Below are 24,824 nucleotides of genomic sequence, written 5' to 3' on the forward strand. Positions count from 1 at the left end.
CCACTACGCCGTCGTCGCCGGCCGCCGCCACGACCTCGCGGCCGAGCAGCTCCTCCACGACCTGGCCGCCGAGCGTGGCGGGGTCGGGGCCGCGGGTGGCGCCCGGCCGGGGCGCGGTGGCGCTCACCACCGCGTACGGCTCCACCGCGTCGATGCCGCACGTGAGCAGCCGGGCGTTCAGCTCGGCGGCGACGGCCTCGACCAGCGCGGCCACGACGAGCTGCTCGGCCAGGCGGCGCTCGACCCGGCGGCCCTCCTCGATGCGGCTGCGTTCGAGGCCCACGCAGGCGGCCAGCTCGTGGCCGAGGTCGGCCCGGTCGGTGAGGTCGCCGTCGCAGGCCAGTGCCCAGCCCGCGGCCCGGTGGCCGCGCCCGACCGCGAAGACGGTGTGCCCGCCGACGTGCCCGCCGACGTGCCCGCCGACCCTGACCGGCAGCCGGGACGCCGTCAGGTAGGCCGTGGCCAGGCGTACCGGGTCGTCGGCCGCGCCCACGATCACCTCGCCGGAGGCGGACACGACGGCGCCGGTGACGCCCAGCTCGGCGGCGGTCAGCTCGAACAGCTCGCGCAGGTCGGCGCCCTCGGCGATGGCCGAGACCAGCCGGCGGTGGCTGCCGAGCACGTCGCGTACGTCGCCGGACAGCCGCCGCACGACCCGCTCGGCCAGCGTGCTGAAGGAGACCTCGACCGGCACCTCCACCAGCGGCAGGCCCGCGGCCCGGCAGGCGGCCACCAGGTCGGCGGGTACGTGGCCGAGCCGGGCGTGCCCGGCGCCGAGCGCGGCGACCCCCGCCTCGGCCAGCGCGGACACGAACCGGGCCGAGTCGCTGGGCGCCTGCCACCACATCAGCCCGGTCAGCACCAGCTCGCCCCCGCTCAGGTAGCGGCCGGGGTCGGGCAGGTCGGTGACGGTGACCCTGCCGAACTCACGGGCCGGGTCGCCGGTGAGCAGGGTCAGGCGCAGCTCGTCGATGGCCAGCAGGTCGGAAATGCGCACTTGGAGGAATATACAAGCCCGGCAGGGCAACCGCTGACCGGGATTTCACGTCGGGCGCATAGGACGGGCGGTCCGGCCGGTGCTCTACTCGGAAGATGACGCAGACGGCGGACACGATCCTGCACGGGGTCGGGCAGAGCGCGCGGCGGCCCGACGCCACGCTCAAGGTGACCGGCGAGTTCGCCTACGCCTCCGACCTGTGGCTGGACGGCATGGTGTGGGGGGCGACGCTGCGCAGCCCGCATCCGTCGGCGTGGATCCGCTCGATCGACGTCGGCCCCGCGCTGAAGCTGCCGGGCGTGCTGACGGTGCTGACCCACGAGGACGTGCCGGGCACGAAGTTCTACGGCCTGGATCGCCTCGACCAGCCGGTGCTGGCCATCGACGAGGTCCGTTACCAGGGCGAGCCGGTGGCGGTGGTGGCCGCCGACCATCCGGAGACGGCCCGCCGGGCCGCCGCGGCCATCGTGGTCGAGTACGAGCCCCGCCAGGCCGTCACCGACCCCCGCCTGTCGCAGCACTTCGTCCGCCACCAGCCGGTACGCCGCGGCGAGACGTTCGAGGCCGAGGTCGTGGTGCGCGGCGAGTACGAGGTCGGCATGCAGGACCAGGCGTTCCTGGGCCCGGAGTCGGGCCTGGCGGTGCCCGCCGAGGACGGCGGCGTCGACCTGTACATCGCCACCCAGTGGCTGCACGTCGACCGCGACCAGCTCGCGCCCTGCCTGGGCCTGCCACAGGACAAGGTACGCCTGACGCTGTCGGGCGTCGGCGGCGCGTTCGGCGCCAGGGAGGATCTGTCGATGCAGGTCCACGCCTGCATGCTGGCCCTGCGCCTGAACCGTCCCGTCAAGATCGTCTATGGCCGGGAGGAGTCGTTCTTCGGGCACGTGCACCGCCACCCGGCCGTGATGCGCTACGAGCACGGCGCCACCCGCGACGGCCGGCTCGTCTACGTCAAGGCCGACATCCTGCTGGACGGCGGCGCGTACTGCTCCTCCTCCCCCGCCGTCGTGGGCAACGCGGCCTCGCTGGGGGCGGGCCCGTACGAGGTGCCCAACGTGCGTGTGGACGCCATCGGCGTCTACACCAACAACCCGCCCTGCGGCGCGATGCGCGGCTTCGGCGCGGTGCAGGCGTGTTACGCCTACGAGTCGCAGATGGACCGCCTGGCCGAGGCGTGCGGCCTGTCGCCGGTGGAGATCCGGGTACGCAACGCCGTCTCCCAGGGCTCCCGCCTGATCACCGGGCAGGTGATCGACTCCCCTGCCCCGCTGGCCGAGATGTTGCACCGGCTGGAGGCCATGCCGCTGCCCTCCGAGGGCCCAGGCCGCGACCTGCGGGGGCTGCCCGGCGGGGTGTCCCAGACCACGCACGGCGAGTCCGTCCGCCGGGGCGTCGGCTACGGCGTCGGCATCAAGAACATCTGCTACTCCGAGGGGTTCGACGACTACTCCACGGCGCGCGTGCGGGCCGAACTGGTCGGCGGCGAGCCGCACGTGACCGTGCACACGGCGGCGGCCGAGGTGGGCCAGGGCCTGGTGACGCTCCAGGCCCAGATCGCGCGTACGGAGCTGGGCGTCGCCGACGTCACCGTGGCCACCGCCGACACCTCGGTCGGCTCCTCGGGCTCCTCCTCGGCCTCCCGGCAGTCGTACGTGACCGGGGGCGCGGTCAGGGCCGCCTGTGAGGCCGTGCGCGAACGGTTCGAGGGGTTGCCGGTCAGGGAGGCGCTGGAGCGCTTCGGGCCGATCGAGGAGACGCGCGAATACCGGCACCGGCCCACGTACCCGCTCGATCCGCGCACCGGGCAGGGCGACTCGCACACCCAGCTCGCGCTGTGCGTGCACCGCGCCGTCGTGGACGTGGACGTGGAGCTGGGCCTGGTGAAGGTGATCGAGCTGGCGGCGGTGCAGGACGTCGGGCGGATCATGAACCCGCAGGCGCTGGAGGGCCAGATCCACGGCGGCTCCGCCCAGGGGCTCGGGCTGGCGCTGATGGAGGAGATCCAGGTCCGCGACGGCCTGGTGCTGAACCCGTCGTTCACCGACTACCTCATCCCCACCATCCTCGACATGCCGCCCATGAAGCTGGAGATCCTCGAAAATCCGGACCCGGCGGCCCCGTACGGGCTGCGCGGAGCCGGTGAGCCCCCCACGCTCTCCTCCACCCCCGCCATCGCCGCCGCCGTGAGAGCGGCCACCGGGCTTCGGTTGACTCGTGTTCCGATGAGGCCGGAAGATATCGCCTTGTCCGAGACCGGAACGTTCGACGAGAGTTCGACTTAGGGGGCATCCGATGGCAAGCACGCACGAGGCGGCCGAGACGGAGTTCAGGCGCTTCGACACCGACGGCGACGGGCTGCTGACCGCCGACGAGATCAGGAAGGCCAACGAGGCGCTGGGCGGGCAGGGGGCCTCCGAGAGCGAGGTCGAGGCGTTCATCGCGGCGGCCGACAGCGACGGCGACGGGACGATCAAGCTCGAGGAGTTCGTCGCCCTGGTGGGCCGGGGCCGCCACCAGAAGGCGTGAGCCTCACCCCTGCCGGGTAGGCCATCCGGCGTTCCCCCTGGTCACGAGAGGGGAACGCCGGGTTCGCCGGAGCCCGGCCCCATTCCTCGCCCCGATCCCGATCAGCGGATGTCGCCGGGGTTGCAGGCCACGTTGTTGCGGTCGACGTCGGGATACCAGGTGTATTCCTCGTGCGTGCCCTTGTAGTAGGGCCCGTCGCCCGCGTCCACGGCCTCCTTGCAGCTCGCGTACCGCTGGTCGAGGGGCCGCTGCCCGCCGCCCGTCGCGGGGGCCGTGCCGCCCGTCGCGGGGGCCGTGCCCGCGGGGCCGCCGGTCGTGGTCAGGTCTGGCGCGGTGGTCTGGCCGCCCGTCCCAGTGGTGGGCCCAGTGGTGGGCGCAGTGGTGGACCCGGTGGAGGGCTGGGCAGGTGCCCCCGACGCGCCGGGGGTGGCGCCGGGCGGGCTGCCGACCAGGCGCGCCACCAGCGCGTCGGCCTCCTCCTTGGTGAAGCCGGCGATGCTCACGCTGTCGCCGTCCATCGGCTGGGTGACGATGGGCGCGGCCAGCACGGTCTTGGGCTGGTCGGCCTGCTCGGGCGCCAGCACGATCGCCACCGCGCGCCCGTCGGGCGCCATCTCGTCGATCAGGTCGACCAGCCGCTGCTTGAACGCCGGCGCGACCGCGATGCGCACGGAGTATTGCCCGTCGCGCTCGCGCAGCGGCTCGACCTGCTGCACGGCGCCGATCGTGACGCCGTTTTCGAGCAGGTAGCAGGTCGCCTGATCGGCGTCGAGCACGGCCGGGTCACCCGGGCAGGGCGCGGGCTTGGTCTCCTTGACCGGCGCGAAGTGGATCGGCACGTCGAGATAGCGCGGGGGCGGGCCGCCCAGCAGCGGCGCGTCGGGGCTCCTGGTCATCAAGACGGCGACCGTGCCCAGCACACCTGCGACGAGCACGACGAGGACGAGCGAGACGATCAGCACGATGGTGGTGAGTCTGCTGGCCCTCGGCTCCTCCGGGTCCGCCTGCGGCAGCGGCTCTTCCGGCTTGTCCATCGATGATGATCCCATCCTGACGTTCGGACTGCCGGTGAGCCTATCGAGGACAGGCCACGGCGGGGTAATCAGCCGGACAATCCTCACTCAACCGTGAGATGAGAGGAAGAATGAGGTAAGGATCGTCCGTCCGCCGGGAAGAGTTGGCAGCATGGACATCGGTGTGCCCCGCGAGGTCAAGAACAGCGAATACCGGGTCGCGCTGACCCCGGCCGGGGTCCACGAGCTGGTACGCCACGGCCATCGGGTCTTCGTCGAGCGCGACGCGGGCGAGGGCTCCTCGATCCCCGACGCCTACTTCACCGCCGCAGGAGCCGTCATGGTCCCCGCGGCCGACGAGCTGTGGGGCGTGGCCGACCTGGTGATGAAGGTCAAGGAGCCGATGGCGGAGGAGTACCACCGGCTGCGCAAGGGGCTGGTGCTGTTCACGTACCTGCATCTGGCCGCCTCCCGCGCCTGCACGCGGGCGCTGCTCGACTCGGGCTGCACCTCCATCGCGTACGAGACCGTGCAGACCCCCGGCGGCGCGCTGCCCCTGCTCGCCCCCATGTCGGAGGTGGCGGGGCGGCTCGCACCGCAGGTGGGCGCCTACCACCTGATGCGCTCGACGGGCGGCAGGGGCGTCCTGATGGGCGGCGTGCCGGGCGTGTACGCCGCGCACGTCGTCGTGATCGGGGCCGGCGTCTCCGGCATGAACGCCGCCGCCATCGCCCTCGGCATGCAGGCCGAGGTGGTGCTCCTCGACAAGAACATCGACAAGCTGCGCCAGGCGGACCTGATCTACCAGGGGCACTGTCGGACGGTCGCGTCCAACACGCTGGAGATCGAGCGGGCGGTGCTGGCGGCCGACCTGGTCATCGGCGCGGTGCTGGTGCCCGGCGCGCGGGCTCCTGAGCTGGTGAGCAACGACCTGGTCAGCCGCATGAAGCCGGGCTCGGTGCTGGTGGACATCTCGATCGACCAGGGCGGCTGCTTCGAGGACTCCCGGCCGACCACGCACGAGGAGCCGACGTACCGGGTGCACGACTCGGTCTTCTACTGCGTGGCCAACATGCCCGGCGCCGTGCCGCACACCTCGACGTTCGCCCTGACGAACGTGACGCTCCCGTACGCGCTGGCCATCGCCGACCGGGGCTGGCAGCGCGCGATGCGCGAGGACCCGGCCCTGGCGCACGGTCTGAGCACCCATGAGGGCCGGTTGACGAGTGGCCCGGTGGCACAGGCGCACGGCCTGGAGTGGACCCGGCCGCAGGAAGTACTCGGCTGAGCCCGTTGTCGGTTCCCCACCCGCCAAGTTACGGTAAGTAACAGTCAGCTACTTACCGTAGCGATCGGAGGGGTGATGTCGCAGCCGAACTTCCGCGCGAGCGCGGGGCGCAACTTCGACGACCTGGACGCCGACGTCTGAACGACCTTCCGGTAAGTGCCTCAGGGCCCTGCGGGGGCGGGGCCCTGAGGCTCTCATCACTGCTGCTGCTGGCTGGGCGAGGGGGAGGTCGTCTCCATCGGCGCCTGCTGCTGGTCGGTGGGCTCCGGCGGCAGCGGGGCCTGGTCGGCCGTCGTCGTGACCGCCTGCTCGCCGCCACACGTCGCGCCCGGCTCGGGCGTGTCGGCGCCGTTCTGGTAACGCTTGATGAACGCCCCGAGCTTCGGGTCCTGCGGATCGGTCAGCTTGAGCTGGTGGCCCCAGGAGGAGACCACGACTGGCGAGGACAGGTTGGGGAAGGGACTCATCAGCATGTAGTCCTGCTGCCCCGTCGAGCCCGCGACCTCCTTGAGCTGGTCGATCTGGGCCTTGGGCAGGTCGGGCCGGTAGGTGATCCAGACGGCGCCGTGCTCCAGCGAGTGCACGGCGTGCTCACTGTGGATCGGCTTGTCGTAGATCGCGCACTGCTGCCAGTAGTTGTTGTGCTCGCCGCCCACCGGCGGCGACTCCTTGTAGGTGACCGTGTTCCACACGTGCTGGCCCGCGTCGTACTTGACGCTGCTCACCGCGTCGAGCGAGGTCTCCCTGGCCTCCTTGATCAGGTAGAAGCCGACCACGCCGACGAGCACCACGATGATGAGCCCGCCCGTCCCCCACATGAGCAGCGCGGCGCGGCGTTGTTTGCGCCGCTGCTCGGCCCGCATCTTCTGCAGATGCTCGCGCCGCGCCTGCGACTTCTCCTTCGTCATCGTTCCTCCATCGGCGTACCAACTCCGGGTCACCCTATGCCCTACGGGCGTATGCGGAGAATAAGCGCGGCATAAGCGTCGGATCACGGATCACGCCCCAGGTGGGTACGCTGGACGGGCCATGGAAAAACCCGTGAGGAACCCGATTCTGATCGGCTGCGGCGTGCTGGTGCTCGCCGTGGCCGCGTTCCTGTTGTTCGGCCGCGGCGGCACGCCCGGCGACACCTCGCCGGAGGCCGGTTTCGCCCGCGACATGGCCACGCACCACGCGCAGGCCGTCGACATGGCATTCACGATCAGGGACAAAGGCCCCGCCGCTGAGATCAGAAACCTGGCCTTCGACATCATCAACACCCAGGCCAACCAGCGCGGCATGTTCCTGGGCTGGCTGCAGCAGTGGGAGCTGGGCCAGGCGACCGACCAGCCGACGATGGCCTGGATGAGCGGCCACGGCCACGGCGCCGCCGCTCCCGGGCTCGCCGCGGCGGCCGCCACGTCGGGCGCCATGCCCGGCATGGCCACGCCGCAGGAGCTGACCCGGCTCAAGGACGCGCAGGGCGAGCAGGCCGAGGTGCTCTTCCTGCAGCTCATGATCCGCCACCACGAGGGCGGCGTGCAGATGGCCGAGGGGCTGCTCAAGCTGTCCACCCGCCCCGAGGTCGTCAGCATGGCACAGAAGATCGTCAGCGGGCAGAGCGGTGAGATCAAGCTGATGACCGAGTTGCTCAGGCTGCGGGGCGCGCAGCCCTACCCGTCGATCATGAAGAGCCAGTAGGGGCCATGGGCGCCGACGCGGTCGTGGTGGGGTCGGGGCCCAACGGCCTGGTCGCCGCCGTCATGCTGGCCCGCGCCGGGTGCGAGGTGCTGCTGCTGGAGGCGGCCGACGGCTTCGGGGGCGCGCTGAGGTCGGGTGAGCTGACGTTGCCCGGCCGCGTCCACGACCTGGGCGCGACGGTGATGGCGATGGCGCTGGCCTCCCCGGCGTTCCGCGGGCTCGGGCTCAAGGGGGTCGAGTTCGCCCATCCTCCGGTGGCCGCGGCGCATCCGCTCGACGACCGTCCTGCGGTGCTGGTGCACCGCGACGCGGGGCATACCGCGGAGGGGCTCGGGCGTGACGGTGCCGTCTGGCTGGCCACCGCGGGGGCCGCGGCCCGTGCCGGGTTCCCGCTGGTCGACCTGCTGCTCAAGCCGCTGGGGCCGTGGCGGGCGTCACCGCGGGCGTTCGCGCAGGCCGCCAGGTTCGGGGCGGCGGCGGCGCTGCCCGCCACGACGTTCGCCAGGCGGGCGCTGCGCACCGTGGAGGGGCGCGCGCTGATCGCGGGCCTGGCCGCCCACTCGATGCTCGACCTTCGCTCCCCCCTCACGACCGGCTACGGGCTGATGCTGGGGGCGCTGGCCCATCTGGTGGGCTGGCCGCTCGTACGCGGCGGTTCGCAGGTGCTGGCCGACGCGCTCGTGGCCGAGCTGAGGTCGCTGGGCGGGCAGGCGGTGACCGGGCACCGGGTGCGCAGGCTGGCGGAGCTGGACGCGCCGATCGTGGTGCTCGACGTGACGCCCCGGCAGTTGCTCGCGATGGCCGACTGGCCGTCGGGCTACCGGCGAGGGCTCGAGCGTTACCGCTACGGGCCGGGCGTGTTCAAGCTCGACTGGGCGCTCGACGGGCCCGTGCCGTGGCGTGACCCGGCGGTCGCCGGGGCGGGCACGGTGCACCTGGGCGGGACGCTGGAGGAGATCGTGCTCAGCGAGGCCGAGACGACCGCAGGGCGGCACTCGCCCCGCCCGTACGTGCTGCTCGTGCAGCCGTACGCGGCCGACCCGGAGCGGGGCGGGCACACCCTGTGGGCCTACTGCCACGTCCCCAACGGCTCGCCGGTCGACATGACCGACGCCGTCGAGACCCAGATCGAGCGGTACGCCCCCGGGTTCCGCGACCGGGTGCTGGCCAGGCACGCGATGGGGCCGGCCGAGCTGGAGGCGGCCAATCCCAACCTGGTGGGCGGCGACATCGGGGGCGGGCTGACCAGCCTGGGGCAGTTCGTCCGCCGTCCGGTCTGGTCGCCCGCCCCGTGGCGCACGCCGCTGCCGGGGGTGTTCCTCTGCTCGTCCTCGACGCCACCGGGGCCGGGGGCGCACGGCGTGGGCGGCTGGCAGGCGGCCCGCCTCGCGCTGCGCTCCCGCTGACGGCCGGGCGCCGAGCCCCGCGTCCGGGGACAGACCGTGCGACGGTGGTCAGAAGGCGCCGGTCGGCGGTTTAATTGTCCCCGATGTGTCACCCCTGACTTCCGAGACTGGAGCGGTGTACGACCATGACTGCTGAGCTGGAGGCTCTCGGCTTCGGCGCCTTGGGAGTCCCGCGCCCCCCGGAGACGGCGGAGCTCGAACGTCAGTCCGGTGTCCTGGAATGGACGGTGCGCGCGCAGCGGGCGGTGAGCGACGCGGGCACGCAGGCCCACCGGCTCGCCGAGCACAATGCCGGCCGGGCGCAGGACGCGCTGGACGAGCACGTCGCGGGGAAGTCCGGTGTGCTCGTCGGCGCCGCCACCCGTGCGCTCGTCACCTCGGTGGCGGCGAGCGTGCTGCAGGTCACGCAGACCACGATCAAGTGGGCCGGCGGGCTGATCGTCGGGCTGGCCGGCCTCGCGGGCCTGGCGCTCGCCTTCCCACATACCCGGGCCCTCCTGATACCGCGGCTGCGGCAGTTCGGCCAGCGGGCGCAACAGTGGATCCGCACCGCCATGCAGTCCATCGGCCGCCTCTTCACCCAACTGACCGAGCGCTTGCGCGGGACTTCGGCCAGGCAACGCGCCGGCGACGCACTGGCCGCGGAACAACGACGGATCGCGGCCGGATCCCGGCTGAAGACCGAACAGCAGCAGATCAGGCAGCAGGCGTACAACAGCATGGCCGTACACACGAAGGCTGGGCACGCCAGGATCGCGGCGGGCCGCGTCGCCTCGACCCTGAACCGGCACGAGACCACGCTGAAGCAGGTCGAGACGTACGTGGCAGAGGCCAAGCGCAAGATCGCCGCCGCGGCCGACGAAGCCTACGCCCGCGGACGGATCGACGCGGGCACCCGCGCCCGGCTCTTGTCCACCGACCGCGGCCTGGCCAACCACCCCTTGCTGGACGACATGAGCAGATGGCATCTCTCTCAGCAGGCCCAGCGGGTGGAGCAGATCGAGTCGCGCCTCAGCGGACATGTTGTCGTCGGACAACTTCGTGAAGCCGGCCACCGGGTGAACGAAGGGCTGAATCTCGCCGGGACGAGAGGGGTGAGCACCAGAGAGCTGGACGATCTACAAGGCATCCTGAACGAGCAGGCCCTGCGCCGCCGCGAGATGCTGGACCGGGCCTGGCTCGCCCGCCAGGACCTCCGCGGCAACTACGAGATCCTGCCCATGTACCCACTCTGACTCCGGCCTCGGCGGCGGGCGACAGCCGATTCGAGCCCGCCCGGCGCCCCGACGATCCGCCGCCTTCGCCTCGCACGACGCAATCGTCATCATCGGTGGTCAGACCCCGCAAGCCAGCGGTTTAATAGCTCCGATGCGTCACAAGTGACTTTTGGGACTGGAGTGAAGTTATGGCCGCCAACGATCCAGAGCCGACAGGCGACGGAGAGGCCGCCGACGGTCTGGTGCGGGCCAGCGTAGGTGCGGACGGGCTGCTGGCCGGGCTGCGGCTGGACGCGCGGGCGATGCGGTTCGGCTCTCACGACCTGGCGGACCACGTCGTCTCCGCCGTACGGGCGGCGCAGCAGGACCGGCTGAGCAGGCTCGACAAGCCGGCCGAGCCGCCCGAGCCGCCCGATCTGAAGGAGTTCGTGCACCGGCTGGACGACCTGGAGGCGCAGGCGGCCCGCGACTTCGCCCAGTTGACGTCCCGCCTCGATGAGACGCTTCGCCGCCTGGATGAGGGGTGAGCCGCTTTGGCGAACGATGAGATCACCTGGGACGTGGCCGGCCAGCGGGCGTCCGGCCAGAGATTCCGTACGCTGGCCGACGAGCACGGGCAGTCCCACGAGGAGCTGCTGACGCAGTTGGGCGGCGCGAACCCGTTGCCGTATCCGGAGTTCGCCGGTCCCTACCAGGGGTTCGTCGCCGCGCTGGCAGGCGGCTCCGCGGAGACGTACGCCCAGCTCGGCCGGACGGGAGACGGCCAGGCCGCGATGGTGGCCACGAAGGAGCAGGCCGAGGCGGCGAACGAGACGGTCGTCGGCGACGACGGCTGATCAGGGGGACGGCTCGGCCAGTTCCTCGGCCAGGGCGGCGGCGAAGGCGTCGACGTCCTCCTCGGCCGTGTCGAACGCGCACATCCAGCGCACCTCCCCCGTGGCCTCGTTCCAGGTGTAGAACCGGTACCGCTTGCGCAGCCGCTCGGCGACCTCGACCGGCAGGACGACGAAGACGGCGTTGGCCTCGACCGGCCGGACCGGCCGCACGCCTGGGATGTCCCGCAGCGCGTCGGCCAGCCGCCGCGCCATCGCGTTGGCCCGGCGGGCGTTGCGCAGCCACAGGTCGCCCGACAGCAGCGCCTCGAACTGCACCGACACGAAGCGCATCTTCGACGACAACTGCATGAACGTCTTGCGCAGGTACTCGACCCCGGTGGCCGCGTCCGGGTTGAGCACGACGACCGCCTCGCCGTACAGCAGGCCGATCTTCGTGCCGCCGAAGGAGAGCACGTCGACGCCCGCGTCGGTGGTCAGCGCCCGCATCGGGACGTCGAGCGCGGCGGCGGCGTTGGTCAGGCGGGAGCCGTCGACGTGGACGAGCAGGCCCAGCTCGTGGGCGTGCGCGCAGATCGCGGCGACCTCGCCGGGGGTGTAGAGGGTGCCCAGCTCGGTGCTGTTGGAGATCGAGACCACCTTGGGCTGGGCCCGGTGCACGTCGCCGAACCCCCACGCCTGCCGGTCGATCAGCTCGGGCGTGAGCTTGCCGTCGGGCGTGGGGACGGTCAGCAGCTTGATGCCGCCGACCACCTCGGGCGCGCCGCCCTCGTCGGTGTTGATGTGGGCGCTCTCGGCGCAGATGACCGCCTCCCACTGGGCGGTCATGGAACGCAGGGAGACGACGTTGGCGGCGGTGCCGTTGAACACCGGCCACGCCCGCGCCCGCGCGCCGAAGTGCCGCTGGAAGACCTCCTGAAGGGCCTCGGTGTAGACGTCGTCGCCGTAGGGGATCTGGTGGCCCCCGTTGGCGGCGGCGATGGCCTGGAGGATCTCGGGGTGCACGCCGGCGTAGTTGTCGCTGGCGAAGGCCCTGAGCCGGGGGTCGTGCCGGGGAATCAAGAAGTGAGGTCCAATCGCGTGCCGTTGATCTGTGCCGCCGGTCGGTCGTAGAGGCCGCCGATGGCCGCGGCCAGGTCGTTGACGTCGGTGAAGCCGGGGAACCTGGCCTCGGGCCTGTCGGCCCGCATGGCGTCGTTGACCAGGGCCTTGACCACGAGGATGGTCGCCGCGCCGCCGGTGCCGGCGAGCGCGTCGGCCAGGGAGAGCGTCCACGCCTCCGCCGCGGCCTTGGCCGCCGCGTAGGCGGCGCCGCCCGCGGACGGGGACTGGGCCGCCTTGGCCGAGACGATCACGAAGCGGCCGTTCTCGCTGCGGCGCAGCAGCGGCTCGAAGGCCAGCGAGACGTGCTGGAGGGTGCGGATCAACAGGTCGTGCAGGAGGTTCCAGTCGTCGAGGCTGGTCTCGGCGAACGAGCCCGACCCGCGCCAGCCGCCCACCAGGTGCACCACGCCGTCGACGCGGCCGTGCTCGCGATCGATGCGGGCGGCCAGGTCCTGTACGGCGGCGCGGTCGAGCAGGTCGACGTCCTGCTTGTCGACGCCGATCACGGTGTGCCCAAGTTTCCGGAAATATCCGGAGACGGCCTGACCTGTCGGCCCGCCGGCCCCGGTAACCAGAATGATCATGCGCGGAGTCCCCTAGTCGATTCGACGACATCGGCCAGCTTACGGCGCAGCGCCTCGTAGAACATGCTCAGAGGGAACTCGTCCGGCAGCACCGCGTCCACCTTGGCCTTCTGCTCCTCCGGCAGCGCCTGGATCCCCTTGGCCCAGGTGGACGCGGGGTGCGCGGCCACGTACGTGCTGACCAGCTCGTACGCCGCCAGCCAGTGGGCCAGCTTGGACCTGTCGATGCTGTCGCGGTAGAGCTTCTCGACCTCACCGCGCAGGTCGGCCACGCCGTCGGCGACCCGCTCCCACTCGATCGTGAGCCGGTTGTCGGTCCACCGCACGACGTCGTTGCGGTGCAGGTAGGCGAACAGGAGCTGCCCGCCGAGCCCGTCGTAGTTCCGCACCCGCTCCCCGCTGATCGGGAACCTGAACAGCCGGTCGAACAGGATCGCGTGCTGCACGTACCGGGCGTGCGGCACCCCCCGCGCCTCCAGCTCGACGGCCTCGCAGAACGCCGTCAGGTCGCAGCGCAGCTCCTCCAGCGAGTACAGCCAGTACGGCATCCGCTGCTTGATCATGAACGGGTCGAACGGCAGGTCACCGTGGCTGTGCGTACGGTCGTGCACCAGGTCCCACAGCACGAACGTGTCCTGCGCGAGCCGCTGCGACTCCAGCAGCCGCTCGGCGTCCGGCGGCAGGTCGAGCTTGAGCGTCTCGGTGGCGGCCCTGGAGACCCGGCGGAACCGGGCGGCCTCGCGGTCGGCGAAGATGCCGCCCCAGGTGAACCGCGCGGGCGCCTGGCGCACGGCGACCGTCTCGGGGAACAGCACGGCCGAGTGCGTGTCGTAGCCGGAGGTGAAGTCCTCGAACGCGATCGGCACGAACATCGGGTTGTCGTAGCCGCCCGCCTCCAGCTCGGCGAGCCAGTCGGGCCAGATCGTCCGGATCCAGACGGCCTCGATGTTGCGGTCAGGGTTGCCGTTCTGGGTGTACATGGGGAAGACCACGACGTGCTCCAGGCCGTCCTGGCGCTGGGTGTCGGGATGGAACAGGTCGAGCGAGTCGAGGAAGTCGGGCACGCCGAGGCCCTGGGCGGCCCATTTGGCGAGGTCGTACTGGACGGCCTGGAGGTAGGCCGCGTCGTGCGGGAAGTGTCCGGAGATGTCGCTCACGCGGTCGGCGATCTCCGCGACCAGCGTCCCGGCCCGCTCCTTGGACTCCTCCGGCACGGAGCCGTCCTTGACCTGGAGCGGCCGCAACTCCTCCACGACCGCCTTGAGCCGCGCGAACGCCCGCGCCGTCGCCTCGTGACGCGCCCCGTTCCGCGACTCGGGGCCGGTGCGGGCGCCGGGGATCCTGGCGGCCCAGGTGATCACGTTGCCCCAGAGGGCGCGGTGGTCGTGGTCGTCGATCGAGTCGTCGCCGAACAGGTCGGAGTCGGCGAAGACGACCACGCGGCCCCGGCCGTGCCGGAGGGCGACGGCCAGCGGGGCGCCCGCCGGGTCGGCCGCCGCCGAGGTGCGGAACAACACGGTCGCCCCGTCCGCGACCAGGGTGCCCGAGCGGTAGAAGCAGGCCGTGTGCACCCCGGCGAGCAGGCCGGAGCCGGTGGAACGTTCCCCCAGCACCCAGGTGGCGACGCCCCGGTGGGCGTGCCCCGGGTCGCGTACGGTGGCGTGCTCGACGAACACCCCGAAGCGGGCGAGCAGCTCGTTGAGGTTGTTGCCGTACTTGTCCTGCTCCTCCTCGGCCAGGACCACGAGCCCGCCGCCGTCGGCGACGAACGAGGTGATCGCGTCCAGCTCGGCGGCGCCGAAGACTGGGCTGCCCTGCCCGGTGGTCCGCTCCCAGCGCTGCCCCGACGGGTGCGCGATCACCAGGACGTCCTGGCCGGCGAGCGTCTCGGGGTCGAGCGGGCCCGACGTGTGGACGGCGACCGTGTGCCCGAGGTGCCGCAGCAGCCTGGCCGCGCGGGCGTAGCTGTTGTCGTCGGGATGGGCCGGGTTGATGGCCTCCGCCAGCTCGCGCCTGACAGTCCAGGACTCGCTGTGCGCCTCGTCGAACAGCACTCGCGGGAACGATCGCATGGAATATCTCCTGTTTCTACCGCCTTCTGATGAAAAATATACACACGGTTGGGGTGTGGACCACCAAACCCTCCCGAGCCATGGGAAGCAGGTGAAGCGGCGTCGACGCGGGCGCGCGAGCCGGGCACACGTCAGTGCCGCGTCACGACACGTGAACGCTCTGCCTGATGCGGGTCTGGGCGGCGTCGTCGCAGGTGGTCTTGGCGCAGAAGTACATGACGAGCATGGTCTTGGGCTCGCGGTCGATGACGTAGCTCACGAAGCCGAGCCGGGCGCCGGAGCCGGGGTCGTGCAGGGAGCCGTCGAAGCGGGTGGCCGGGCTGTTGCCCGCCTGGTCGGGGACGGGCCTGCCGAGGTCCACCTCGCCGGGCAGCAGCGCCTCCATCTTGGCCTTCATCAGCTCGGAGGTGCCGTTGGCGTCGAGGGTGTCGGAGACCTGGACGTACACGCCGGAGGCGCTGCCGGGGTCGTCGGCGACGATCTCGGCGACCCGCGTCCAGTCGGCCCCCGGCCCGGCCACGAAGAGCTGTTCGAACTCGGGGGCGTGCGGGGAGGCCACGGCGAAGAGGTCCTGGTGGGTGCGGACCGTCCAGTCGCCCGGGTACTCGAACGTGAGCGGCGCGGCGGCGCTGGCCCGGTAGCGCGCCCAGGTGTCGCCGCGGTGGTCCATCACGATGTACGCCACCAGCGCGAGCGCCGCCGCGGCGGCCCCCAGCGTGGCGGCCACGATCGCGATCCGCCCCGGCCGCCGCCGAAGAGCGCCACCGGGTGGGCGCGACGGCGACTGCGCGGGCCGGGTGGGGTGCACGGGCTCCCCGACCGGTCCCGTGGTCGCCTGGGGCTGCTCCGGGGAGAAGGCGGCGGCCTGCCGCGGCACGGGGTTCCGCAGCGGGTACGGCCCCGAGTGCGGCCCGCCGATCACCTCGCGCAGCGCGGTCACGAACTCGGCGCAGGTCGCGTACCGCTGCTCGGGCGACTTGGCCAGGGCCCGCATCATGACGGCGTCCACCTGCGCGGGCAGTTCCGGCCTGACCTGCGACAGCGGTGTGGGCTGCTCGGCCAGGTGGGCCCACAGCAGCGCGATGTCGTTCTCGCGCTGGAACGGCAGCCGCGCCGACAGGGCCTCGTAGACCACGCAGGCCAGCGCGTACTGGTCGCAGCGGCCGTCGATGTGCTCCTTGTTGATCTGCTCGGGCGACATGTAGCGGGGAGTGCCGATGAACTGGTCGGTCTGCGTCAGCCCTGAGATCGAGGAGCGGTGCTTGGTGATGCCGAAGTCGGTCAGGTAGACGTGGTCGCCCGCCAGCAGGATGTTGGCCGGCTTGACGTCGCGGTGGATCAGGTCGTGCGCGTGCGCGGCGTCGAGCGCGGCGGCCACCTGGGCGAAGATCTGGTTGGCCTGGCCGAGGGGCAGCGGGCCCCGGTCGTAGATGAGCCGGCGCAGGTCGAGCCCGTCGACGTAGCGCATGGAGATGTACAGCACGCCGTCGGCGTCGGCGTTGGCCTCGTAGATGGGGATGATGTTGGGGTGCTCGATGCTGGCGACCGTCCTGGACTCCAGGATGAAGCGCTGCCTGAACCGGTCGTCGACGCTGAGCACCGGGTTGAGGATCTTCAGTGCCACCCGGCGGCTCAGCCTCGGGTCGAGTGCCAGGTAGACGACGGCCATGCCGCCCTTGCCGACGACGTCCTCGATGTAGTACCCGGCCACCTCCTGGCCGATGAGCGATCTTTCGTTCAATGGCATCACGTCTCGATGGAGTGGCCGCAGTAGCCGCAGAAGCGGTGCGCCGGTCCGAGTCTCATGCCGCACGAGGTGCAGTACTTGATCGCCGGGTCCGGTGCCGTCATCACCTGCTGTCGCTGCGGGACCATGGGGAACGACTGGGAGCGCCGTACGACGACCGTCTGGTCGGCCCCGTCGTCGAGCGGCGGGCCGGCCGCCGGCGGCTGTGGCGGTTCTGTCGGTCTTTCAGGAGTGCGGCGGCGCCACAGCAGATACGTCCCGCCCGCGGCGACGGCGAAAAGCACCACCGCCGCCACGACGAACGGCCACAGCGGCGTCGAGCGCTCCGGCGCGCTCACGAGCCGTCTGGTCCCCTGGTCCTCGGGGCCGCCGCGCTTGGCCAGTGAGGTCTTCAGCAGCGCGGCGGCCACCACGTTGCCCGGGTAGAGCTCGAGGACGCGCTGGAAGCCGGGCGCGGCCTCGGTGTAGTACTTGGTGTGGTAGCGGGTGAGCGCCGCCTCGAAGGCCGTGTCGATCGCGCCCCTGCGCGGCACCACCTTGGCGGCGGCCAGGAGGCCGGTGACCTCGCGGACCCCGATCATCCTGCCGTCCTTGCCACCGCCGACCAGCAGGCCGATGACGTGGCCGTCCTTGTCGCCGATCACGGGAGCGCCGGCTAGGCCCTTGTCGGCGAGGCCGCCGAGTTTGACCGGCTCGTCCACCTTCTTCTCGGGATCGGCGAACGGCCGGCCGCCCTCTCCTCCCGCGCCGCCCCTGCCCAGGTGGGCGATCTCGACCGTGTGCGTGACGTTCGGGCCGGGCCGGCCGAGGAAGCCGGCCACGTTGGTGGGCGCGCCCTCCTGCTCGGGCATCTTGTCGGCGAGCGGCGCGGTCGGCATGCCGACGCCGCCCGCCGCCGGGGTCACCGGCACCAGCACGGCGGGGCTGTCGGGGCCGGAGCCGGCCTTGATGCACTTGACCTTGAAGCCGTCGGGGCTGGCCGGTGACACGTTGGGGAAGGCCGTGATCTCTGTGGTGACCTCGACGATGCAGGTGGCGGTGTCGCTCTCGGGCGTGTAGCACTGCTGGAGGTGGCGGTCGAGCACGGCGTCGTCGAGCCGGTGCTTGGCGTAGTCGGCCGGGATGTCCACGTCGTGGTGCTCGGCGAAGATCTTGTTGGCGGCGTAGACGGCGACGTCGTCGGGGTTGATCGCCAGGCGCCTGAGCGTGACGATCGTGCCGTCGGGGCTGACGACGGTCCCCGTCCCCTGGCCGAACTTCAGGTCGTAGGACCGCTCCACATGCTTGAGCTCGCCGACGTGGTCGAGCAGGGTGATCTCCACGTGGGACACGGCCTCCAGCCGTACCACGGCCGGGCTCACCAGGTCGGTGATGCCGCTGGGGTGCTCGTGCGCCGCGACCGGCACGGCGGTGAGCGCGAGCGTCACCGCGATGCCGCCGATCAGAGCTGTCAGGCGCGCCATCTCCGCTCCAAACGCAAGGACTACGACCAGGGTCCCAAGCGCATGCCGTAAGTCAATAGACCACCTCATAGACAAGCGCTTGCTCGGGGGACTAACGTACCTGGATGGGCTACGTGATCGGCGTCGATGTCGGCGGCACCTTCACCGATGTGGTCCTTCGCGGCACGTCCGGCGAGACCTGCGCGGCCAAATGCCCGAGCACCCCCGACGACCCCATCGCGGGCATCCTGGCCGGCGTTACGCGCGCGCTCGGCGACCGGGACCCGGCGCAGGTCACGCGGGTGGTGCACGCCACGACGCTGGCGACCAACGCGGTGCTCGAACGCAGGGGCGCCCGCGTCGCGTACGTCACCACGCGGGGCTTCCGCGCGGCCGTCCCGCTCGGCCGCTACGCCCGGGTCGAGGAGGACCGCTACGACCTGCGCTTCACCCCGCCCCCTCCCCCGGTCTCCCCCGGCGACTGCTTCGAGGTGACGGAACGGGTGTCGGCGCGCGGGGAGGTGCTGACCCCGCTGGACGAGGAGTCCGTACGCCGCGTCGCGGCCGTGATCGCCGCCCGCGGCATCGAGTCGGCGGCCGTCTGCCTCCTGCACTCCTACGCCAACCCGGCCCACGAGCGGCGGGTCGCACAGCTCCTGCGCGAGACGGTGCCGAACGTGGTGGCGTCGTCGGAGATCTGGCCGGAGATCCGCGAGTACGAACGCGCCACGACCACGATCGTCTCCGCCTACGTCGGACCGCTGATGGCCTCGTACCTGTCGCGGCTGCGGGAGCGGCTGGCGGAGCTGGGGATCCGCGCGCCCGTCCACGTCATGGAGTCCGGCGGCGGCGTCATCTCCGCGGAGCTGGCCGCCCGGCGGGCGGTCGCCACCATCGAGTCGGGCCCGGCGGCCGGGGTGCTGGCGGCGGCGGGGGCCGGGTTCGCGGACGCGATCTCGTTCGACATGGGCGGCACGACCGCCAAGGCGTGCGTGGTGCGCGGCGGGCGGCCGGAGGTCACCCGCGAGTTCCACGTCGGGGGCAAGGGCAGCTTCGGCGGGCGGCGGGCGGGCACGGGCGTGCCCATCAAGACCCCGGCCATCGACCTGGCGGAGGTGGGCGCCGGCGGGGGCAGCGTGGCCTGGCTGGACCCGGCGGGCGCGCTGCGCGTGGGCCCGCGTTCGGCCGGGGCCGCGCCGGGGCCCGCCTGTTACGGGCTGGGCGGGTCCGAGCCGACCGTCACCGACGCGAACCTCGTGCTCGGCTACCTGTCGCCGGCCCTGTCGGCGGGTGCGATCCCGCTGTCCCCCGCGTCGGCAGGCAAGGCCCTGGACCGGCTGGCGGAGCCGCTCGGGGTGTCGCGGGAGCGGGCGGCGTACGCGGTGCACGAGATCGTGAGTGCCGCGATGGCCTCCGCCGTGCACGTGGTGACCGTGCAGCGCGGCATCGATCCGCGCGGCTTCACGCTGGTGGCGTTCGGCGGGGCGGGGCCGATGCACGCGGCGCGGGTGGCCGGGCGGTTCGGGATCGCGACGGTGGCGGTGCCCGCGTACTGCGGGGTGGCCTCGGCGCTGGGGCTGCTGTCGGGGGAGCTGTCGACCGACCGGGTGCTGTCGCGCCTGGACGCGCGGGACCCTGCGGCGATCTTCGACGCGCTGGCCGCGGAGGCGGCGGCCGACCTGGGGATCGCGCTCTCGGGGCCGGGCGTGCGGGTGTCGAGGGCGGTGGACGTCCGCTTCCAGGGGCAGTCGCACGACCTGACCGTGGAGTGGAGCCCCGACAGGGCGCGGCTGGAGTCGCGTTTCTTCCGCCGCTACGAGGAGGTCTACGGGATCGCGCAGCGGGGCCGGGTGGAGCTGGTGAGCTACCGCGTACGGGTGACCACGCCGGCCGGGGCCGACCCGCCCGCCCCCGAGGCGGGCCCTCCCGGCGGCCTGTCGGGGCCCGTCGGGGCGCGGCGGGCGTACTTCCCCGAGCGCGGCGGGTACGCGGAGGTGCCCGTGCACACCAGGGACACCCTGCGCCGGGCGGGCGGCCTCGACGGCCCCGCGATCGTCGAGGACGCGGAGTCCACGATCGTCGTGCCGCCAGGCTGGGCCGCCGTCCTCGCCCCCGATCTGGCCGTGCACCTCACCAGGGGAGGGCGCGCATGACCGACCCGCTGACCGCCGAGGTGCTCAGGAACGCGCTGGTCGTGGCCGCCGAGGAGGCCGGCATCGTGGTGGTGCGCTCGGCGTACTCGACGTTCATCGTCGAGGGCTCGGACGCCTCCGCCGCGCTCCTCGACGCCGACGGCCGGCTGATCGCGCACTCCATGGCCACCACGCTCATGAACAGCATGGCGCTCAAGGTCGCCCTCCCCGAGCTGCTGCGGGACCACCCGGCGGACACCATGCGCCCGGGCGACGTGTACGCGCTCAACGACGCCTACCGGGGCGGCGTCCACACCAACGACCTGCTCGTCTACCGGCCCGTCTTCACCGGCGGGACCCCGGCGTACTTCACCGCCACCATGATCCACGTCTCCGACCTGGGCGGGCTGTCGGCGGGCGGCATGGCCCCGCTGGCCACGGACATCTTCCTGGAGGGCCTCCAACTCCCCCCGGTGCGCCTGGCCACGCGCGACGGGCTCGAACCGGCCGTCGAGGCCATCCTCAGGGCGAACAGCCGCACCCCGGACAAGGTCATCGGCGACGTACGGGCGCTCGTGGCGGGCACCGCGGTGGCCGCCGCCCGGCTGGAGTCCCTGATCGCCGAGTACGGCGAGCGCGGCCTGGCCGACGGCGTCGCCGCCTACCTAGACCACACCGAGGCCAGGACCCGGGCGGCGCTGGCGGAGCTGCCCAGGGGCCGGTACGAGGCGGAGTACCCGATCGACGACGACGGGATCGAGCTGAGCCGGTCGCATCGCGTCCGCGTGGCCGTCACGCTCGGCGAGCGCGCGGTGCTCGACTTCGCCGGTACGGACCCGCAGGTCCCGGCGGCCGTCAACGCCTCCGCCTCGCAGTCGCTGGCCGCCGCCGTCTTCGCGATCCGCTGCTTCCTCGACCCCGCCATCCCCATGAACGAGGGCTGCCTGCGCGCCGTCGACGTGCGCCTGCCGGAGGGCTCCCTGCTCAACGCCCGCTCCCCGTACCCGTGCGGCGGCCGATACGTCCCCATCTATGCCGCCATGGAGGCCGTCTTCCAAGCCCTGTCGGACGCGGTGCCCGAACGGGCCATCGCCGCCAGCGGGATCCTGCAGCCCTTCTCGATCGCGGCGGTGGGTGCGCCGTACTGGATCCACCTGTCGTACGACTTCGGCGGCGTGGGCGCGCGCCGGGGCCTCGACGGGCCGGACGCGACGGGCGTGCACTTCGGGATCGGCCGGAACTCGGTGCCGCAGGCCGAGCCGGTGGAGAGCCGCTGCCCGCTGATCGTGGAGTCGATCGAGACGATCCCCGACTCGGGCGGGCCGGGCCGTCACCGTGGCGGGCTGGGGTCGCGGACGGTGTACCGGTTCCTGGCGGACTGCCACGTCACCACCAGGGGCGACCGGCTGCGGCTGGCCCCTCCGGGGCGCGAGGGCGGCCTGCCGGGGCGGCTGGGCGGCTTCTACCGGCGGCGCCTGGACGGGACGGCGGAGCGGCTGGCGTCCAAGGTGAACAACGTGCGGTTCGCGGCCGGGGAGGCGTTCATCGTGGAGACGACGGGCGGCGGCGGCCTCGGGCCTCCGGGGGAACGGGCGCGGGACGCGGTGCTGGCGGACCTCGACGCCGGGCGCGTCTCGGCGCGAGGCGCAGCCCGCGACTACGGACTCAGTAGCCGATCAGGTCGGCCGGATCGAAGCTGACTGGGTAGGGCTTCGAGATGACGGCCGTAGTGCCGGGCTTGTGTGGGACCGGCCCTCGATAGGACTCCCCGTCGAGTTCGTAGACGTAGACCGTCGGTCCCTCGTCGAGTTCTACCCGCCAGTACAAGGGAATGCCCGCTTCGGCGTATGCCGCCACTTTGGTCGCCCGGTCGCGGGTCCTGGTGCTTGGGCTGACGACCTCCACGGCGAGCAGCACGTCGTCGGGCGCGAGCATGAGCCGCACCGACTTGGCCCGCTCTATGGGCACCACGACGAGGTCTGGAATGAAGAGGTCCTTGTCGGACGCGCGAAGGTTGACCGTCGTGAACACCCGCATCTGCGACGGCGCAGCTCGCTGGAGAATCGTGTGCAGCAGGTAGATCACGTCCTGGTGCCGGAGGGAAGGGGCAGGGCTCACTAGCAGGCTCCCGTTGAAGAGCTCGTAACGGTTCCCGTCGTCGGGAAACTTGAGCAGGTCGTCGACAGTGAACGGCGGCGCACCGGGGAGAACCGTGCGCCTCGTGGTCGGCTCTTCAGCGGCCGTGCCGGTCTTCGGTTCGATCGTCGCCATTGCGGTCACCCACTCAGTATCGGGAGTCACGCCTTCGCCCACATGCTACTTCCCCAAATTCCCTCACTTTAAGTGACGAGGCCGCCACGCCTCGGCTCCCCGGCGCACCGCCACGTGGACGGCTCGCGCGATCCGGGCGCCCCACTCCGAGCGGGGCCCGCCGAACACCTCGCGCGCTCCCTCGGCGGGCGCGGCCACGCAGACCGCGTCGGACGCCGTGCCCGTGCCCGCGAACCCGGCCTCGATCATGGCCTGGGACTTCGCCTCGGTGACCGTCATCACGGTGTTCACCAGCGCCGCGTCCGTCATGGCGACCGGTACGACGACCACGATGTTGATCGTCCCGACCCGGATGGGGGCCAGCTCCGGGTCCTCGTACCCCTCCGGTACGGCCGCCCAGGTCGGCACCCGCAGCCCCACGGTGGCCACGGCCTCGACGCCGCCGTCCGTGGCGCGTACGTAGCGGTCGACGGAGGCGGCGGTCATCATCCCGACCCCGTCACCCCGCGCGGGCCCGAGCGACACCAGGTGATCGACCGGGTCCATGCGCGTGTACCCGGCCACCACCTGGGCGTTCAGCACCCACTCCCGCGCGCCGATCCCGCCGCCCAGCAGGGCCGAGGAGATCATCCGCCACCCCGGCCCGAACTCCCACAGCAGCGACCCGAGCCGAGCCCCCTCCTCCACCCGGTACGTGAGCTTCACGGCCCTCCCCTGACCAGGTGCACGACCGGCCGGCCGTCGGGACCTGGCTCGATCTTCACGTGCGCCTCGAAGTGCCGCCCGACCAGGTCCTCGGTCAGCACCTGGGCGGGCTCGCCCGACGCGGCGGCCCGCCCGCCGGCCAGCAGCAGGAGCGAGTCGGCGTAAAGACCGGCCACGGTGAGGTCGTGCAGGGTGGTGACGACGGTGAGCCCGTCGGCCCGCCGCAGGCGGTCCACCAGCTCCAGCACCTGCTGCTGGTGACCGAGGTCGAGCGCGGTGGTGGGCTCGTCCAGCAGCAGCACGGGGGCCTCCTGGGCGAGCGCCCTGGCCAGCACCACCCGCTGGCGCTCCCCGCCGGACAGCTCGCCGACGCGCCGCATGGCCAGCGCCGTCAGGTCCAGCCGATCCAGTACGGACTCCGTCACCGCCCGGTCGTGCCCGCTCTCGCGCCCCAGGTAGGGGATGTACGGGGTCCGTCCGAGCAGCGCGTAGTCGTAGACCGTCAGGTCGGGCGGCAGGGCGGGCGTCTGGGGCGCGTACGCGACGAGCCTGGCCCGCTCGCGCGGCTTGAGCGTGGCGGCCGGCCGGGAGTCGAGCACGACCTCCCCCCGGTGCGCGACCAGCCCCATGACGGCCTTGAGCAGCGTGGACTTGCCGGCCCCGTTGGGCCCGATGACGGCCGTCCACTCGCCGCGCCGCACCCGCACGTCGACGCCGGTGAGCACCTCGCGCTCCCCGAGCCGCACCGACAGGCCGCGCACGCCGATCACGTGACCACCCGCCTGGTCATGCGCAGGACGGCCACGAAGAACGGCGCCCCCACGAACATGGTCACCACCCCGATCGGCAGCTCGGCCGGCGCGATCACGGTACGGGCCACGAGGTCGGCCAGCACCAGGAACGCCGCCCCGCCGAGCAGCGACAGCGGCAGCACGGCCCGGTAGGAGCCGCCCACCAGCCGCCGCACGACGTGCGGGATGACGATGCCCACGAACCCGATCAGCCCGCTCACCGCCACGGCCGCCGCGGTGGCCAGGGAGGCGGCAGCCAGCACGGTGAAGCGCACCCGTGCCGCCCGCACCCCCAGGCCGGCGGCCTCCTCGTCGCCCACGGACAGCACGTCCAGCATGCGCCCGTGCAGCAGGAGCAGCACCGCGGAGACGGCCGCGTACGGCAGGACCAGCAGGAGCTGGTCCCACCCGCCGCCGACGTCGCCGAGGATCCACGAGTAGATGCGCTGCAGCTCCTCGACCTTGAACTGCTGGATGAACGTCTGGATCGCGGTCAGGAACGACGTGACCGCCACCCCGGCCAGCACCAGCGTGGCCGTGCCGCCCGCGCGCCCGGCCGTGTTGCCCAGCGTGTACGCCAGGAACACCCCGCCCACGGCCCCCAGGAACGCGGCCACCGGGATGCTCCCCGCCACCGACGGCAGCAGCACGATGGCCCCGGTCGCCGCCAGCCCGGCCCCCGCCGCCGCACCCAGCAGGTACGGGTCGGCCAGCGGGTTGCGGAAGACGCCCTGGTACCCGGCCCCCGCGACGGCCAGCAGCCCGCCCACCACGGCGGCGACCAGCACCCTGGGCAGCCGCAGCTCGAACAGCAGCCCCTGCTCCACGGGTGTCAGGCCGGAGTCGACGCGCGTGAACGGCAGCCAGTCGGCCACCTGGAGCACGACCTGCCACGGCGAGATGTCGGCGGCCCCGTCGAGCAGCCCGGCGATCATGGAGACGGCCAGCACGCCCAGGGCGCACACCACCCACACGGGTCTGGCCCTGGACGGGCCGGCCTGGCTCACCAC

22 protein-coding genes are annotated in these 24,824 nt (G+C 72.4%); 10 read left to right on the forward strand and 12 right to left on the reverse strand.

The annotated features are described in order from the left end of the window. A partial coding sequence (locus tag ABD844_RS31465) for a PucR family transcriptional regulator ligand-binding domain-containing protein (RefSeq protein WP_344886319.1) occupies positions 1 to 997 on the reverse strand: 997 nt, incomplete at its 3' end. 95 nt (positions 998 to 1,092) lie between these two features. On the opposite strand from ABD844_RS31465, the gene ABD844_RS31470 reads away from it, so the two are divergent. Continuing rightward, on the forward strand, positions 1,093 to 3,282 hold the full coding sequence (locus ABD844_RS31470; protein WP_344886321.1) for a molybdopterin cofactor-binding domain-containing protein: 2,190 nt from the start codon (positions 1,093 to 1,095) through the stop codon (positions 3,280 to 3,282). A 10-nt stretch (positions 3,283 to 3,292) separates the two neighbouring features. After that, the gene (locus ABD844_RS31475; protein WP_344886323.1) at positions 3,293 to 3,526 is read left to right on the forward strand and encodes an EF-hand domain-containing protein; all 234 of its coding nucleotides are present in this window, start codon (positions 3,293 to 3,295) and stop codon (positions 3,524 to 3,526) included. A 101-nt stretch (positions 3,527 to 3,627) separates the two neighbouring features. On the opposite strand, the gene ABD844_RS31480 is transcribed toward ABD844_RS31475, so the two are convergent. Further along, positions 3,628 to 4,560 carry an excalibur calcium-binding domain-containing protein gene (locus tag ABD844_RS31480; protein ID WP_344886325.1) on the reverse strand — a complete coding sequence of 311 codons (933 nt, stop codon included), beginning with the start codon at positions 4,558 to 4,560 and terminating at the stop codon, positions 3,628 to 3,630. Positions 4,561 to 4,711: 151 nt separating this feature from the next. Here ABD844_RS31480 and ald point away from each other — a divergent pair, with 151 nt between their 5' ends. Further along, a complete protein-coding gene (ald, locus tag ABD844_RS31485; RefSeq protein WP_344886327.1) occupies positions 4,712 to 5,827 on the forward strand; it encodes an alanine dehydrogenase in 1,116 nt (371 codons plus the stop codon). A 197-nt stretch (positions 5,828 to 6,024) separates the two neighbouring features. Here ald and ABD844_RS31490 read toward each other — a convergent pair whose 3' ends face one another. Then, positions 6,025 to 6,735, reverse strand: coding sequence for a thioredoxin-like domain-containing protein (locus ABD844_RS31490; RefSeq protein WP_344886329.1), 711 nt, complete (start codon positions 6,733 to 6,735; stop codon positions 6,025 to 6,027). A 133-nt stretch (positions 6,736 to 6,868) separates the two neighbouring features. Here ABD844_RS31490 and ABD844_RS31495 point away from each other — a divergent pair, with 133 nt between their 5' ends. The 5 genes from ABD844_RS31495 (at position 6,869) to ABD844_RS31515 (ending at position 10,969) form a co-directional block, all read left to right on the forward strand. Continuing rightward, the gene (locus ABD844_RS31495; RefSeq protein WP_344886331.1) at positions 6,869 to 7,510 is read left to right on the forward strand and encodes a DUF305 domain-containing protein; all 642 of its coding nucleotides are present in this window, start codon (positions 6,869 to 6,871) and stop codon (positions 7,508 to 7,510) included. Positions 7,511 to 7,515: 5 nt separating this feature from the next. Further along, positions 7,516 to 8,916, forward strand: a complete 1,401-nt coding sequence (locus ABD844_RS31500; protein WP_344886333.1) for a phytoene desaturase family protein — start codon at positions 7,516 to 7,518, stop codon at positions 8,914 to 8,916. Between the two features lie 125 nt (positions 8,917 to 9,041). Beyond that, positions 9,042 to 10,151, forward strand: coding sequence for a hypothetical protein (locus tag ABD844_RS31505; RefSeq protein WP_344886335.1), 1,110 nt, complete (start codon positions 9,042 to 9,044; stop codon positions 10,149 to 10,151). 170 nt (positions 10,152 to 10,321) lie between these two features. After that, complete coding sequence (locus tag ABD844_RS31510; RefSeq protein ID WP_344886337.1) at positions 10,322 to 10,660, forward strand: YbaB/EbfC family nucleoid-associated protein; 339 nt, start codon at positions 10,322 to 10,324, stop codon at positions 10,658 to 10,660. 6 nt (positions 10,661 to 10,666) lie between these two features. After that, on the forward strand, positions 10,667 to 10,969 hold the full coding sequence (locus ABD844_RS31515) for a hypothetical protein (RefSeq protein ID WP_344886339.1): 303 nt from the start codon (positions 10,667 to 10,669) through the stop codon (positions 10,967 to 10,969). Here the strand turns inward: ABD844_RS31515 and ABD844_RS31520 are convergent, their stop codons facing one another. From ABD844_RS31520 to ABD844_RS31540, 5 genes are all read right to left on the reverse strand, one after another. Further along, entirely contained in the window at positions 10,970 to 12,028 is a 1,059-nt protein-coding gene (locus tag ABD844_RS31520) for a threonine aldolase family protein (RefSeq protein WP_344886340.1), read from the reverse strand. It lies immediately after the preceding gene. Next, entirely contained in the window at positions 12,025 to 12,654 is a 630-nt protein-coding gene (locus tag ABD844_RS31525; RefSeq protein ID WP_344886341.1) for an SDR family NAD(P)-dependent oxidoreductase, read from the reverse strand. Before ABD844_RS31525 ends, ABD844_RS31520 begins: the two co-directional genes overlap by 4 nt. Beyond that, positions 12,651 to 14,726 carry a DUF6421 family protein gene (locus ABD844_RS31530; RefSeq protein ID WP_344886343.1) on the reverse strand — a complete coding sequence of 692 codons (2,076 nt, stop codon included), beginning with the start codon at positions 14,724 to 14,726 and terminating at the stop codon, positions 12,651 to 12,653. The genes ABD844_RS31525 and ABD844_RS31530 overlap by 4 nt, the downstream gene beginning before the upstream one ends. A 142-nt stretch (positions 14,727 to 14,868) precedes the next feature. Beyond that, entirely contained in the window at positions 14,869 to 16,473 is a 1,605-nt protein-coding gene (locus ABD844_RS31535) for a serine/threonine protein kinase (protein ID WP_344886345.1), read from the reverse strand. After that, positions 16,473 to 17,936, reverse strand: a complete 1,464-nt coding sequence (locus ABD844_RS31540) for a hypothetical protein (protein ID WP_344886347.1) — start codon at positions 17,934 to 17,936, stop codon at positions 16,473 to 16,475. Before ABD844_RS31540 ends, ABD844_RS31535 begins: the two co-directional genes overlap by 1 nt. Positions 17,937 to 18,040: 104 nt before the next feature. Between ABD844_RS31540 and ABD844_RS31545 the strand changes: the two genes are divergently transcribed. Further along, positions 18,041 to 20,068, forward strand: coding sequence for a hydantoinase/oxoprolinase family protein (locus tag ABD844_RS31545; protein ID WP_344886349.1), 2,028 nt, complete (start codon positions 18,041 to 18,043; stop codon positions 20,066 to 20,068). Then, positions 20,065 to 21,747 (forward strand): hydantoinase B/oxoprolinase family protein, encoded by a 1,683-nt coding sequence (locus ABD844_RS31550; protein ID WP_344886352.1) that lies wholly within the window; start codon positions 20,065 to 20,067, stop codon positions 21,745 to 21,747. Before ABD844_RS31545 ends, ABD844_RS31550 begins: the two co-directional genes overlap by 4 nt. On the opposite strand, the gene ABD844_RS31555 is transcribed toward ABD844_RS31550, so the two are convergent. The 4 genes from ABD844_RS31555 to ABD844_RS31570 all read right to left on the reverse strand — a co-directional run bounded on the left by ABD844_RS31555 (position 21,713) and on the right by ABD844_RS31570 (position 24,824). Continuing rightward, positions 21,713 to 22,318 (reverse strand): Uma2 family endonuclease, encoded by a 606-nt coding sequence (locus ABD844_RS31555; protein ID WP_344886354.1) that lies wholly within the window; start codon positions 22,316 to 22,318, stop codon positions 21,713 to 21,715. The two genes, ABD844_RS31550 and ABD844_RS31555, sit on opposite strands and share 35 nt — an antisense overlap. 63 nt (positions 22,319 to 22,381) lie before the next feature. Beyond that, entirely contained in the window at positions 22,382 to 23,023 is a 642-nt protein-coding gene (locus tag ABD844_RS31560) for an adenosylcobinamide amidohydrolase (RefSeq protein WP_344886355.1), read from the reverse strand. Further along, positions 23,020 to 23,793 (reverse strand): ABC transporter ATP-binding protein, encoded by a 774-nt coding sequence (locus ABD844_RS31565; protein ID WP_344886356.1) that lies wholly within the window; start codon positions 23,791 to 23,793, stop codon positions 23,020 to 23,022. Before ABD844_RS31565 ends, ABD844_RS31560 begins: the two co-directional genes overlap by 4 nt. Further along, the gene (locus ABD844_RS31570; protein WP_425568699.1) at positions 23,790 to 24,824 is read right to left on the reverse strand and encodes a FecCD family ABC transporter permease; all 1,035 of its coding nucleotides are present in this window, start codon (positions 24,822 to 24,824) and stop codon (positions 23,790 to 23,792) included. The genes ABD844_RS31565 and ABD844_RS31570 overlap by 4 nt, the downstream gene beginning before the upstream one ends.

The sequence above is a fragment of the Nonomuraea antimicrobica genome (genome assembly GCF_039536965.1).
GTDB lineage: Bacteria > Actinomycetota > Actinomycetes > Streptosporangiales > Streptosporangiaceae > Nonomuraea > Nonomuraea antimicrobica.